The organism is Methylobacterium sp. CM6257, assembly GCF_054611515.1.
This window is the reverse complement of record NZ_CM137735.1, coordinates 4,305,133-4,318,740: the sequence shown is the minus strand read 5'-3', so window position 1 is coordinate 4,318,740 and position 13,608 is coordinate 4,305,133. Positions and strand designations below refer to the sequence as shown.

Annotated in this window: 10 protein-coding genes; 2 read left to right on the top strand and 8 right to left on the bottom strand. The window is 69.6% G+C overall.

Translation table 11 applies throughout. From position 1 onward, the window contains the following. Window positions 1–39: 39 nt before the first annotated feature. From ACYCO6_RS21105 to ACYCO6_RS21070, 8 genes are all read right to left on the bottom strand, one after another. Window positions 40–561 (bottom strand): cysteine dioxygenase family protein, encoded by a 522-nt coding sequence (locus ACYCO6_RS21105; RefSeq protein ID WP_459762950.1) that lies wholly within the window; start codon window positions 559–561, stop codon window positions 40–42. Between the two features lie 267 nt (window positions 562–828). Further along, entirely contained in the window at window positions 829–1,899 is a 1,071-nt protein-coding gene (locus ACYCO6_RS21100; RefSeq protein WP_459762948.1) for an HD-GYP domain-containing protein, read from the bottom strand. Window positions 1,900–2,011: 112 nt separating this feature from the next. Then, on the bottom strand, window positions 2,012–2,737 hold the full coding sequence (gene pgl, locus ACYCO6_RS21095) for a 6-phosphogluconolactonase (protein ID WP_459762946.1): 726 nt from the start codon (window positions 2,735–2,737) through the stop codon (window positions 2,012–2,014). Between the two features lie 13 nt (window positions 2,738–2,750). Continuing rightward, on the bottom strand, window positions 2,751–3,728 hold the full coding sequence (gene gnd / locus ACYCO6_RS21090; RefSeq protein ID WP_459762944.1) for a phosphogluconate dehydrogenase (NAD(+)-dependent, decarboxylating): 978 nt from the start codon (window positions 3,726–3,728) through the stop codon (window positions 2,751–2,753). A gap of 216 nt (window positions 3,729–3,944) precedes the next feature. Beyond that, window positions 3,945–6,791: a bifunctional transaldolase/phosoglucose isomerase gene (locus ACYCO6_RS21085; RefSeq protein WP_459762942.1), complete on the bottom strand. Its 2,847-nt coding sequence runs from the start codon at window positions 6,789–6,791 to the stop codon at window positions 3,945–3,947. 167 nt (window positions 6,792–6,958) lie between these two features. Further along, complete coding sequence (gene tkt, locus ACYCO6_RS21080; RefSeq protein WP_459762940.1) at window positions 6,959–9,031, bottom strand: transketolase; 2,073 nt, start codon at window positions 9,029–9,031, stop codon at window positions 6,959–6,961. Continuing rightward, complete coding sequence (locus ACYCO6_RS21075; protein WP_459762938.1) at window positions 9,028–10,917, bottom strand: glycoside hydrolase family 15 protein; 1,890 nt, start codon at window positions 10,915–10,917, stop codon at window positions 9,028–9,030. Before ACYCO6_RS21075 ends, tkt begins: the two co-directional genes overlap by 4 nt. Before the next feature lie 126 nt (window positions 10,918–11,043). After that, window positions 11,044–11,646 carry a hypothetical protein gene (locus tag ACYCO6_RS21070; RefSeq protein ID WP_459762936.1) on the bottom strand — a complete coding sequence of 201 codons (603 nt, stop codon included), beginning with the start codon at window positions 11,644–11,646 and terminating at the stop codon, window positions 11,044–11,046. Between the two features lie 227 nt (window positions 11,647–11,873). Here ACYCO6_RS21070 and ACYCO6_RS21065 point away from each other — a divergent pair, with 227 nt between their 5' ends. Both ACYCO6_RS21065 and ACYCO6_RS21060 read left to right on the top strand, forming a co-directional pair. Next, on the top strand, window positions 11,874–12,461 hold the full coding sequence (locus ACYCO6_RS21065) for an ANTAR domain-containing response regulator (protein ID WP_459762934.1): 588 nt from the start codon (window positions 11,874–11,876) through the stop codon (window positions 12,459–12,461). Then, entirely contained in the window at window positions 12,458–13,459 is a 1,002-nt protein-coding gene (locus tag ACYCO6_RS21060) for a CmpA/NrtA family ABC transporter substrate-binding protein (protein WP_459762932.1), read from the top strand. The genes ACYCO6_RS21065 and ACYCO6_RS21060 overlap by 4 nt, the downstream gene beginning before the upstream one ends. The last annotated feature ends 149 nt before the right edge of the window (window positions 13,460–13,608 follow it).

Here is a 13,608-nt window from a genome sequence, read left to right as displayed (position 1 = left end):
CCAGACCTGCCGGTCGATGAGCGCGCTTCTCCTTGGCCGTCACCCCGCGGCAACCGCGTAGGTGCGGTGGATCGACGATGCCTGCGCCCGGTGATCGTAGCCGTAGACATGGATCGAGACAGCCTCGTCCGGTCCGTCATTGGCCATCCGGTGCAGGTTCGGGCCGGTCGGCATCATGCAGGCGACGAAGCCGGGGCTGCGGATTGCGTCCTGGGTCGCCACCGCGTGCGTGTCGCTGATGGGACGGTACCAGGTCTCGCGGAGGGTGCCGCGCAGCAGGCCGAAGCAGCATGAGCAATGGTGGTCATGCACCGGCGTGACCGCGCCGGGGCTCCAGACCATCGCCCAGACGCTGATCTCGTCCGTTCCGAACAGCAGGTTGCGGCTGAGACCCTCGCCCTGGCCTGTGAGCCGTGACCGGTCGAGGAGGTCGGGTCGGGACAGGATTCGAAGCAGGGTCGCCCGCGCGGCGGCGAGATAGGCCTCGGGCGCGCGGCGGGCCGAGAGGGCGAGATCCGACAGCATCGCCGCGACTTCGGCCGGGGTGGTCAGCTGCGACATCGGCGCTCTCCTTCCACGCGCTCCTCAAGGCTGCCGGAAGCGTACCGCGCCGCAGCCGAGGACGGATTGCGAAGGTGGCGGCGAAAGACGCTGCGCGCGCACTCAGATTGCGCAAACTGGACCAGATACGAAATAAACTGATCGGCCGCGGGGCGTGGGAGGAATGCGGACGGCCGGCGTGGCCGAATCGCGCAACATCGGCAGAATGTCTTGGAATACGGTCGGAACCTGCCGGTCTTCTCCGGCAGCGAGGGCGAGCGGTCGATCTCAGGATCCGGCGACGGAACGCTCGAAGGCGCGCACCAAATCCATGTCGAGCTTGCCGGTCATGCCGTACAGGATCCGCATCGCCTCGGAAGCCGGCATCGGGGGCCGATAGGGACGGCGCTCCACGAGGGCTGCGTAGACGTCGCAGACGGTGATCAGCCGGACGATGTCGGCGATGGCATCGCCTGCGAGGCCGTCCGGATAGCCCGAGCCGTCGAGCATCTCGTGATGGTGGCGCACGACGGCGAGCACGGCTTCGTCGAACCCGCCGGCCTGCACCAGGATCTGATGGCCGAGAGCCGCGTGCTCACGCATCACCTTCCGTTCCGCCGCGTCGAGCGGGCCGGGCTTGTTGAGGATCGCCAGCGGGATCTTGGCCTTCCCGACATCGTGCACCAGGGCGGCGCGCACGAGTTGCTGACGGTCGGCTGCCGAGAAGCCGAGATCGATCGCGAAGGTCGCGGCGAGGCCCGCCACCAGCAGGCAGTGCTGGTAGGTGGCGTCGTCGTAGGCGCGCACCGTCTCAAGCCAGGCGGTAAGGCCGCCCGCGCCGATCGCCCCGAGGATCTGATCCAGGCTGTCGTCGACGAGGGCGGCATCGACGGTCCCGGAATCCCGGGCCGCGTCCAGAAGGCTGGCGATGACCGCCCCTGCCTTATCGGCGGCCTGGACGACGAGCGGTTCGCCAGCGCTGGGCCGAGCGGGTTTCCGCGTTGGCGCCGGAGGCTGGAGCTGCGCGCGCAGCGCCTCCACCACTGTGGCGGCCGGCGTATCGACCGGCAAGCAGAGCCGCGCCCCGAGGCTGCGCGCCGCCGAGAGGCTGCGCGCGCCCATGCTGCGCATCAGGAAGATGCGGGGCAGCGCGGGCGTCGCCGCGATGAGCGCCCGCAGGCCGATCAGCGGCGACGGCTGCAGGAGGTCGAGATCGGCCACGAGGGCGATGCAGGGACCCTCGGGCGGCATCGCCGCCGCATTGAGGATCACGCAGGGCGCGACCTGTTCGAGCAGCCGCAGGAGCTCGGTGCGGCCCGTGGGCTGATCGGTGTAGAGGACGAGGGTGCCTGCGCGCATCTGGCCCTTCGCGGCGATGAGCCGCCACGGCGACGCGGTCGGGTCCGGGCGGCGCAGCAGGCGGCCCGGTTTAGCGCACCGACCTTGCCAGACCGTAACGCCCGCCCCGGCTTCAGCCGGACGCGGCCTCGTCGAGCAGCCACGCCACGTCGCCGCCGCCGGTCACGCGGCTGGCGGGAAGGCCCTCGCCGGCCGCGATGCGGGCGAGGGGGGCGCGCTTGCTGGCGCCGGTCACCAGGAACAGCACGTGCCGCGCGGAGGCCAGAGCCGGGAAAGTGAGGGTGATCCGCGGCACGAACGGCGCGAGGCCTGCCTCCGGGACGGGCGCCACGAGCCGACGCGTCTCCGTCACGGCCGGCTTGCCGGGGAAGAGCGAGGCGGTGTGTCCGTCCTCGCCCAGGCCGAGCAGGACGAGGTCGAAGAGCGGCCGGGCCGGATCGAGCCTGTCGGCACCGTAGAAATCCAGCAGCGTGCGTTCGTAGGCGCGGGCGCCAGCCTCCGCCCCTTGGCCGGACGGGATGAAGTGCAGATGGGTCGGCGGTATCCGCGATCCGTGGCCGAACGCCTCGCGGACCATCCGGACGTTGCTGCGCGCGTCGTCCCACGGGACCACGCGGTCGTCGCCGAAGAACCAGTGGATCCGTTCCCACGGCATCCGCGCCGCGTAGTCCGGCCCGGCCAGCAGCCCGTAGAGCACCTTCGGGGTGGAGCCGCCGGACAGACAGATCGCGATCCGATCGGATGCGGCCTCGCCGCAGGCCACGATCAGACGCTCGGCCGCTTCGCGGGCGACGGCCTGCGGGTCGGGCAGAACATGGATTCCGGCGGGAAGGCTCATGGGACGCGCCTCTCTAGGCCTTCGGCTCCTGATGGCCGCCGAAGCCCTTACGCATCGCCGACAGGAGCTTGTCGGCATAGCTCTCGTGCTCGCGGGAGCGGAAGCGCCGGTAGAGGGCAGCGGAGAGCACGGTTGCCGGCACGCTCTCCTCGATGGCGGCGTTGATGGTCCAGCGGCCCTCGCCGGAATCCTCCACGTAGCCGGAGAAATCCGTGAGCTGTTCGTCGCCCGCCAGCGCCTGGGCGGTGAGATCGAGGAGCCAGGAGGAGACGACGCTGCCGCGCCGCCAGACCTCTGCGATGTCGCCCATGTTGAGGTCGAAACGACGTTCGGCCGGGAGAGACTCGGCATTGGCGTGGCGGAGGATGTCGAAGCCTTCGGCATAGGCCTGCATGAGGCCGTACTCGATGCCGTTGTGGACCATCTTCACGAAGTGGCCGGCGCCGGTGGGGCCGGCATGGATGTAGCCCTGCTCGGCGCGCGGATCGCGGCCCTCGCGGTTCGGCGTCCGGGGGATGTCGCCGATGCCCGGCGCCAGGGTCTTGAAGATCGGATCGAGGCGGTCGACCGTCTCCTTGTCGCCGCCGATCATCATGCAGTAGCCGCGCTCCAGGCCCCAGACCCCGCCCGACGTGCCGACATCCACGTAGTGCAGACCCTTCTCCCTGAGGGCGATCCCGCGGCGGACATCGTCACCGTAGAAGGAGTTGCCGCCGTCGATGATGCAGTCGCCGGACTGCATCAGGCTTGAGAGCGCCTGAACGGTCTGCTCGGTGATCGCGCCGGCCGGCAGCATCACCCAGGCGCTGCGCGGCACCTCGAGCTTCGAGACCAGATCCTCCAGGCTCGAAGCGCCGACTGCCCCCGCCTCAACGAGGGCCGCGACGGCGGCCGGGTTCTGGTCGAACACCACGGCCGTATGGCCATCCCGCAGGAGACGCCGGACGATGTTGCCGCCCATCCGGCCGAGGCCGATCATGCCGAGTTGCATCACTGATCTCCTCAGGAATTGCCCCGTAAGGGGAATGACGCACGTCTCGTGTCTTCGTCCCGGCGTGCCCTCACGAGAACCCAGTCTGGCGCAGGTGCAAGCTCCTGGAGGAGGAGCCGCAGGCCCCCTCTCCCGCTCGGGAGAGGGGGCCTGCCGCGTCTCAATCAGCGGCGTTGCCGAAGAAGCGCTCGCCGGGGAACAGGATGCGCGCGTCGATCAAGCGACCGCCGCCTTCACCGCCGCCGCGACGCGCTTCAGCCCGGCATCGAGATCGCCCTTGATGTGCACCCGCAGCGCACGCCGGCCACGCTCCGCCAGCACGGCGAAATCGCCCCGTGCCTGCGCGGCCACCACGGTGCCGAAGCCGAGCGTCCGGCCGGGGATCGGGAGGTCCTGCGCGGGATCCGCAGTGATCTGCAGGAAGACGCCGGTATCCGGTCCGCCCTTGTAGGCCTGGCCAGTGGAGTGCAGAAACCGGGGACCGAATTCCAGGCAGGTCGCCACCTTCCGGGCATCGCGCACCGCCATGCGGGCCTCCTGCAGGAGGCCGGCAGTCTCCGCGTCGCGCGGCACGTAGGCGAGGAGCGCCAGATAGTCTCCGTCCTTCAGCCGGGCGATCTGAGCCTTGAGGGCAGCCTCAAGGCCCCCGGAAGCCTGTTTCAGACCCTCGGCGTTCCGCGGGTCGGCGTAGAGGGCGACTGCGTCATCCGAAAAGAGCGGCGTCTCGGCCGGGAGGGCGCCTTTCGCCTCGGCTTCCGCGAACAGCTTCTTGGTCTCGACCTTGCTGGCCTCGACGTCGGGCTGGTCGAACGGGTTGATGCCGATCACCGCGCCGGCCACCGCGGTAGCCATCTCCAGGCGGTAGAACTCCTGCGGGAGCTGCTCGACCTTGTCGAGGGTGATGCGGGCGATCGGGTGACCGTCCCGCTCCAGGGCCCGCAGGGCCTCGTCCTGTGCGGCCTCTGCTTGCCCATCGAGGCGCAGATAGATGAAGAACCGATCGTGGCCGTACACCGCCGGCACGCCCACCGGCTCGCCGTCCACCGGCACGAGGCCCTTGCCCTGCTTGCCGGTCGATTCGGCGATGAGCTGCTCCGCCCAGGCGCCGAAGCTCGCGATGCCCGGCGAGGCGACGATCGTCACCTTGTCGCGGCCGGCGAGGGCCGCCGCGCCCATGGCGGTCCCGAGCAGCACGCCCGGGTTCACGGCCGGGGGCACGGCCGGCCCGCAGGACCGCACCATGATGCGCGCGGTCTCCAGCAGCGCCTTCACGTCGAGGCCCATGGCGGCAGCCGGAACCAGGCCGAAGGCCGAGAGCACCGAGTAGCGCCCGCCGATCTGTTTCACGCCGTAGAAGATCTTCTTGAATCCGTCCGCCTTGGCGGCGCGCTCCATGTCCGAGCCGGGATCGGTCACGGCCACGAAATGCCCGCCCGCCCGGTCGCCGAGCACCTCCTTGACGCGAGCCAGGAAGTAGTCGCGGAAGACGTTGGGCTCCAGCGTCGAGCCGGACTTGGACGCCACGATGAACAGCGTCTTCGCCAGATCGATGCTCGCCTCCAGGGCCCGCACCTGATCCGGATGGGTCGAGTCGAGGATCTGAAGTCTCGGGAAGCCCTCGCGCGGACCGTAGGTCAGGCTCAGCACCTCCGGCCCGAGGCTCGACCCACCCATGCCCAGAACCACGGCGTCGGTGAAGCCTTCCGCCTTCACCCAGTCGGAGAAGACGGCGTAGTCGGCGACCTTCTCCAGCTCCTCCTCGACGATGTGCAGCCAGCCGAGCCAGTTCGCCTCGTCGTGGCCGGACCAGACCGAGGCATCGCCCGCCCAGAGCCGGCGGATCGACCCGCTCGCGCGCCAGGCCTCGACGGTCTTCTTGGCCTCGGCCGCCAGGGTTTCGTCCATCACGAGGCTCTGGCCGTCGAGGCGCTGGCCGAGCAGCGCCGCGCGCTTGCCGGCCACCGCGCCCAGCAGGTTGTCGGCGGCGTCGATGAAAAGCTGCACGCCCTCGCGCACCAGCTGCTCGGCGACCCGCTCGATGTCGATCCCGGCCCGGGCGAGCCGGGCCATCACAGCCTCGGCGCCGCGAACATCCTCCTCGATCGTCGCCCGCACGGTGCCGTGGTCGCGGAACGCGTCCATGGTGGCCGGCGGCATGGTGTTGACGGTGTTCGGGCCAATCAGCTCCTCGACGTAGAGCACGTCGGAATAGGCCTTGTTCTTCGTGCCCGTGGAGGCCCAGAGCAGCCGCTGCGCCTTGGCGCCCTTCTCGGCCAGCGCCGTCCACCTGGACTCCGCGAAGATCCGCTTGTAGCGCTGGTAGGCGAGCTTGGCGTTGGCGATCGCCACCTTCCCCTTGAGCTGCTCCAGGGCGATCTTCTCGTCGGGGTCGTTGGCCTCCGCGATCTTCTCGTCGAGGAGCTTGTCGACCAGCACATCGATGCGGCTGATGAAGAAGCTCGCCACGCTCGCGACCTTCGAGACGTCGTGGCCGCCCTTGGCCCGCGCGTCCAGCCCGTCGATGAAGGCGCGGGCCACCGCCTCGTAGGCCTCCTGCGAGAAGAGGAGGGTCACGTTGATCGAGATGCCCTCGGCCGTGAGCTGGCGGATCGCCGGGATGCCCTCCGGGGTGGCCGGCACCTTCACCATCAGGTTGTCGCGCGACACGGCCTTGTGCAGGCGCCGCGCCTCGGCGAGCGTCGCCTCGGTGTCGAGGGCGAGGTAGGGCGAGACCTCCAGGCTGACGTAGCCGTCGGCGCCGTCGCTCGACTCGTAGACCGGGCGCAGCACGTCGGCGGCCGCCTGGATGTCGGCGATGGCCAGACCCTCGTAGAGGTCGATGACCCGGCTGTCTCCGGTCGCCTGCACGGATTTCAGGCTGTCGTCATACTCCTCCGAGTGGCCGATCGCCTTCTCGAAGATCGATGGGTTGGAGGTGATGCCCCGCAGGCCGTCCCGCTCGACGAGCTGCTTCAGCTCGCCTTTCTGGATGAAGCCGCGGGCCACAAAGTCGAGCCAGACCGCCTGATCCTGTTCGTCGTGCAGGGCCTTGAGCGCGTTCATGTCTGTTCCTCGTCAGCGGACTGCGTTCCCTCACCCGGAACGCGTTCTCCTCCCTAGTGCGGAGGAGCGGGAGGTGGTGGTGGCGCAGGATTTGACGCTGCGGTGCCTTCTGCACCAGCCACACCCCTGGCCCTCCCCACAGGGAGAGGGAAAGAAGGCCCCCGAACCTACCTGTGCTTGGCTACCTGCGCCCGGGCGGCCTCCAGGACCTTCTCGGGGGTAAAGCCGAACTTGGTCTGGAGATCCTTGATCGGTGCCGAGGCCCCGAAGGTGTGCATGCCGATGATCGTGCCCTCGGAGCCGGCGTAGCGGTCCCAGCCGATGACGCTGCCCTGCTCGACGGCCACGCGCGCCTTGACGGCGGGCGGCAGCACCGCGTCGCGGTAGGCTCGGTCCTGACGCTCGAACAGATCCCAGGACGGCATCGACACCACCCGGGCCTTCACGCCCTCGGCCTTCAGTGCCTCGTAGGCGCCGACGCAGAGCTGCACCTCGGATCCGGCGGCCAGCAGGATCACCTCCGGCGTGCCCTCGCAATCGGCCAGCACGTAGCCGCCCTTCGCGGTACCCGAGGCTGCGCCGTACTTGGTGCGGTCGAGGGTCGGCAGCGGCTGACGGGAGAGCGCGAGCACGGCCGGCTGGTTCCTCAGCGAGAAGATCACCCGGTAAGCCTCGGCGACCTCGTTGGCGTCGGCCGGGCGCAGGGTCACGAGACCTGGGATGCAGCGAAGCGACAGGAGCTGCTCCACCGGCTGGTGGGTCGGTCCGTCCTCGCCCACGCCGATCGAATCGTGAGTGAAGATGTGGAAGACCGGCAGCTCCATGAGCGAGGCGAGCCGGATCGGCGGGCGCATGTAGTCGGCAAAGACCAGGAAGGTCGCGCCGTAGGCCCTGAGGCCGCACAGGCCCAGACCATTCACGATCGAGCCCATGGCGTGCTCGCGGACGCCGAAATGCAGGTTTCGGCCGCCCGGCGAGAACGGGCCGAAGGAACCCGCGCCCTCGAAGGTCAGGTTCGACTTGTTGGACGGCGCCAGATCCGCCGAGCCGCCGAGCAGGAAGGGCACGTGCTGGGCGATGGCGTTGAGCACCTTGCCGGAGGATTCGCGGGTGGCGAGCCCCTTGGCGTCGGACTCGAAGACCGGGATGTCCTTGTCCCAGCCCTCCGGCAGGCGGCCCTCCAGGAAGGCGTTCAGGTCCTCGGCGTGGCCGGCATCGGCCTCCTTGGCCTTGGTCAGCAGACCCTGCCACGTGTCGTAGAGGGCGGCGCCGCGCTTGCCGATCCCATTGCGGAAGTTCTCGTGGACGCCGTCCGGCACGAGGAACTGGGCATCCTCCGGCCAGCCATAGGCGCGCTTTGCGCCCTTCACCTCGTCCTCGCCGAGCGCATCCGAGTGGGCCTTGGCGGTGCCCTGCTTCTTCGGGGCGCCGTAGCCGATCACCGATTTGACGATGATCAGGGTCGGCCGGTCGTTGGTGGCCAGGAAGGTCTCGATGGAGCCCGTCAGCGCGTGAACGTCGTTGGCGTCGGCGACGCGCAGCACCTGCCAGCCATAGGCCAGGAACCGGGTCGCCACCTCCTCGCCGAAGGCGAGTTCCGTGTGGCCCTCGATGGTGATCGTGTTGTCGTCGTAGATCCAGCAGAGATTGCCGAGCCGGAGATGGCCGGCGAGCGAGGCGGCCTCCGAGGCGACGCCCTCCATCAGGTCGCCGTCCGAGCAGACCGCGTAGACGTTGTAGTCGAACAGCGGCAGGCCCGGCCGGTTCAGGTGCTGGCCGAGGAAGCGGCTGCCCATGGCCATGCCCACCGAGTTCGCCACGCCCTGCCCGAGCGGGCCGGTGGTGGTCTCGACGCCGGTGGTGAAGTGGTGCTCCGGATGACCGGGCGTACGGCTGTCGAGCTGGCGGAACTTCTTGATGTCCTCCAGCGACACCGCCGGCGTGTTGCCGCCGTCGCTCTCTGCGACGTTGGCGAGGTGCAGGAGCCCGTAGAGCAACATCGAGGCGTGGCCGCAGGAAAGCACGAAGCGGTCGCGGTTCGGCCAGTGCGGATGCGCCGGGTCGTAGCGCAGGTAGCGGTTCCACAGGGTGTAGGCGACGGGCGCCAGGGCCATGGGTGCACCCGCATGACCGGAGTTGGCCTTCTGCACCGCGTCGATGGCGAGTGTCCGGATCGTGTTGATGCTGAGCGTATCGATCTCAGCGAGGGCCGCCTTGGCCGGGGTGTCAGCACCGCTCATGATTTCGCGTCTTCCAGTTCGCCTCTCGCGGCCCGCCTCGCGGCCTCGCGCTGCCGTAGAACGGCGGGAGGAGCTCCATTGCCCTTACCACCCTGCCGGTCCGCAGGCCCTTCGCCGCGCGTATAGCTGAGCAGCGTGTTGACGAGCGCGACGTGGGTGAACGCCTGGGGGAAGTTACCCACAAGACGCTTGGCTTGCACGTCGTATTCCTCGCTGACGAGGCCGAGGTCGGTGCAGATCCCGACGAGGCGCTCGATGATCGCCCGCGCTTCGTTCCGCCGTCCCAGCCCGATCAGGTTGTCGGCGTACCAGAAGGTGCAGGGCAGGAAGGCTCCCTCGTTGCCCGACAGGCCGTCGGTGGTCTGCCCCTCCGTCTCGTAGCGGAGAATGAATCCGTCCCGCATCAGACCCTTGCCGATCGCGTCGACCGTGCCGACCACCCGCGGATCGTCCTGCGGCAGGAACCCGGTATGGGCGATGAGCAGAAGGCTCGCGTCGAGTGCCTTCGAGCCGTAGAACTGGACGAAACTGTTGAGCGCGGGATCGAAGCCCTTCGCGCAGACCTCGGCGTGGATCTCGTCACGGACAGCACACCAGCGCTTCGCTTGTTCCTCGGTGGCACCGGATTCGTGCATCTCGTGCATGCGAAGGGCCCGGTCGAACGCCACCCAAGCCATCACCTTCGAATGGGTGAAGTGGCGCGGACCCCCGCGCACCTCCCAGATCCCCTCGTCGGGCTGGCGCCACGCACGCTCGAGATGGTCCAGGATGGCGAGGCCGACACGCAAGCTGTCTTTGCTCGCCGGCAGGCCGCGGACATGGGCTTGGTAGAGCGCGTCGAACAACTCGCCGTAGACGTCGAGCTGGAACTGGCTGGCGGCGGCGTTGCCGATCCGCACGGGCTTCGAGTTCTCGTAGCCGGGTAGCCAGTCAAGTTCGATCTCCGGCAGCAGGCGTTCGCCGCCGATCCCGTAGAGGATGTGGGCCTGTTCGGGGTTGCCGGCCACCGCCCGCAGGAGCCAGCCGAGCCAGTTTCGCGCCTCGTCGATGTAGCCGCCGTCCATCAGGGCGATCAGGGTCAGGGTCGAGTCGCGCAGCCAGCAGAAGCGGTAGTCCCAGTTGCGCTCGCCACCGAGGTCCTCCGGCAGCGAGGCGGTGGGCGCCGCCACGATGCCGCCGGTGGGCTCGTAGATCAGCGCCTTGAGCGTCAGCAGGGAGCGCTGAAGCATCCGGTCCCAGGCGGTGCCGCCGGCGCAGCGGCCCGCCCATTCCCGCCACCACTGATCCGTGGCGCGGAGTTCCTTTCGAGGTTCGATGGGGTGCGGATCGTCCTCATGGGATGCGCCGTAGCTCAAAACGAAGCGGTGCCGATCGCCCGCGTGCACGGTGAACTCGGCCACGGTGGTCTGCTGGTCCGAACCCTTGAGGTGGACGTCCGTGCGCAGCACGACCTTGTGGGGGCCCGAGACAGCGCGCAGATCGTCGAGCTCGGAGCGGCACACCCAGGGCACGGCCGAGCCGTAATCGAAGCGCACCGCCATCTCCATCCGCATGGCGACGCGCCCATGCACGCCGTCCACGAGGCGGACCAAGTGGGAGCCGTCCCCGACCGGCATGAAGTCCGTGACCAGAACCTCGCCCTGCCGGGTCGTGTGCCGCGTCTCCAGCACAAGGCTGCCCGGGCGGTAGGACCAGCGGGTCTCGACGTGCTCCGCCTCGGGGAAGATCTTCCAGAAGCCGTGCGCCTCGGTCCCGAGCAGGCTGGTGAACAGGGCGGCCGCGTCGAAGCGCGGCCAGCACAGCCAGTCGACGCTGCCCTGCCGGCTGATCAACGCGGCGCTGCGGCAATCCCCGACGAGCGCGTAATCCTCGATGCGTGCAGCCATCCGGCCCCGGCTCCGCTCAGCGGACGGCTGCCCGGAGCGTCCGCTGCAACGCACCTAGGACGGCGATTCTCGAGATCCAGAGGCCTTCCTCCCGACGGCACGTCCCTGCGAACGCGGGCGAGCCGGTCAGCGCAGGCAGTCGGCCACCGCCAATGCCACGGAGCCCTGGACCGCCGCTGCGCCGCCACGCACGAGATCGGCCGCCTCATCGACCACCCGGGCGGCCGGTGCCAGAGTCTCGGCCACCGAGGCGGCGAAGGGCAGGGCCTGCGGCGGGAGGAGTTCGCCCTCGGCGGGCTCCGCGGCCTCCGCGTGGGCGGCGGCGAGCGGGTCGGTGCCGCGCACGGGCAGTTCAGGGCAGCGTCGTCCGGGGCAGGCGCGCCGCCCGGCGGAAGCGACGTGCGGTGCCGACCGCGCGGCAACCGCAGGCCGTACGAGCGCAGCGGCTGACTTCGGGGCCGAGGCGTCGAGCGGATAGGCTTCCGCGAAGGCCAGCGACGCTGGGAGGCGGGGCGGCGCCGGCGCGGCGACCGTCCGCGCGAAATCGGTCGGCGACGGTGCCGGCGCTTCGATCATATCCGCGCGAGGCGCAGGCGCGGCCGACTTGGAAGAGGGGCAGTAGACCGAGGCGGCGCCCAGAAGGGCGACGACGGCGAGAGTCGGCAGGAACGGCATCGAGACCCGGCCGGTGCCGGCGTCCGTGAGGGCGGGCTGATCTGGCCTGCGCATCCGAATCACCGATCTCCATGACCGCTTCGACGTCCCAGGATGCGGCCAGCATTGCGGCGGAAGCTGGACCGTTTCTTTTCGCAAGGATTGCAGACTCGTCACTGGAGACGGGACGGGCTCTCGCGCAGACTTCCCGGGATCCCGTGTGGCGGGCACGGACCTTGCTAAGGTTGGGGGTCCCGAACCGGGCCCCCCTCCTGAGACGACCCGCCCCGAATCGGGCCCCCATGACCGAATCCAACCTGACCGTCGCCGTGATCGACCCCAGCCGCGCCCGTGCGGCAATTCTGGAGGAGGGGCTCCGGGCGGCCGGGATCGGCCGTGTCGTGGTCATCCCCGACACCGCCGACCTGATGGAGCGCGTCGCCGCCCTCAATCCCGACGTCGTGGTGATCCATCTGGAGAGCCCGAGCCGGGACATCCTGGAGCAGATGTCGGGAGTATCGCGGCAGGTCGAGCGGCCGGTGGCGATGTTCGTCGACCGGTCGGACTCCACCATGATGCAGGCCGCCGTCGATGCCGGGATCTCGGCTTACGTGGTAGACGGGCTGCGGGCGGAACGGATCAAGTCGATTCTCGACATCGCGATCCTGCGCTTCAACGCCTTCGCCCGGCTCCAGCGCGAGCTGTCCGAGGCGCGGGGCGAGCTCGCCGACCGCAAGCTGATCGAGCGGGCCAAGGGCATCCTGATGAGCGTGAAGGGCCTATCCGAGGACGAGGCGTACAAGCAGCTGCGCCGGAAAGCCATGAACGAGAAGCGGAAGATCGCCGACATTGCCCGGGCCATCGTGACCACCGCGGACCTGCTCGGATGAGGCTCCAGCTCGGCTATGTCCCGCTCTGCGACGCCGCGCCCCTCATCGCGGCGCACGAACTCGGCTTCGCGCGGACCGAGGGGCTCGACCTCGACCTCACGGCCGAGCCCTCCTGGGCGACCCTGCGCGACCGGCTGGCGCTGGGGCATCTCGACGGCGCACATATGCTGGCGCCCCTGGCCCTGGCGAGCCGGCTCGCTCTGTCCGGGCCACCCTCCGATCTCATCGTCCCGATCCAGCTGAGCGCGAACGGCAACGCGATCACCCTGTCGGGCGCGCTCTGGGAGGCGATGCAGCCTGAGAGCGAGGCGCTCGCGGACGTGGCGCGCGCCTTCGCCCGGATGGCCGAAGCACGTCGGAGGGACGGACGCCCACTGACGCTCGGTACCGTCCATCCGTTCTCCTGCCACACCTACCAGCTCCGCATCTTCGCCGAGGCCGGCGGCCTCGATCCGGCGGCCTTCCGCATCGTCGTGGTCCCGCCCCAGCACAGTGTCGAAGCCCTCGCACGCGGCCTGGTCGACGGCTTCTGTGCGGGCGCCCCGTGGAACGACGTCGCCGTGGCGGCCGGACACGGCCGCTTGGCGGTGCTCGGCAGCACGCTCGCCCCGGACGCGCCCGAGAAGGTGCTCGCCGTTTCCGAACGTCTCGGCGGCGCGACGCTCCCGCTGGTGCGAGCGCTGGCGCGGGCAGGGCGCTGGTGCGCCAATCCGGATAACCGGGCCGAGCTGATCCAGCGCCTCGCGCGTCGGAGCTATCTCGATCTCGACGCGACGGTGGTCGGCCGGGCCTTCAGAGGCGGATCGCCAGCCGGTGCGGATGCCGGTGCGCCCCTTCGCTTCGGAGACACGGTCCAGGAGCCGCGCTTCGAGCACGCGCACTGGCTCGTGGAACAGATGCGCGCCTCACAGCAGATACCGCGGCAGGCGGACTTCGACGCGGCGCTCCCGACTGTCTTCAGGCCCGATCTCTACCGCGCTGCCTCGGCGGATCTGTGAGTCCGGAGACAGCCGAACACTTTCGTCACAGTCCCGCGGCGGCAGACCCCTAAGTCCCGGAACGTCGATCGGACTCGTCCGTTGAGTTCCCGCCATGCCCGGATGCCGTAGACTCGATACTGGATCGTTGACGTCGCATCCGCGCGGGC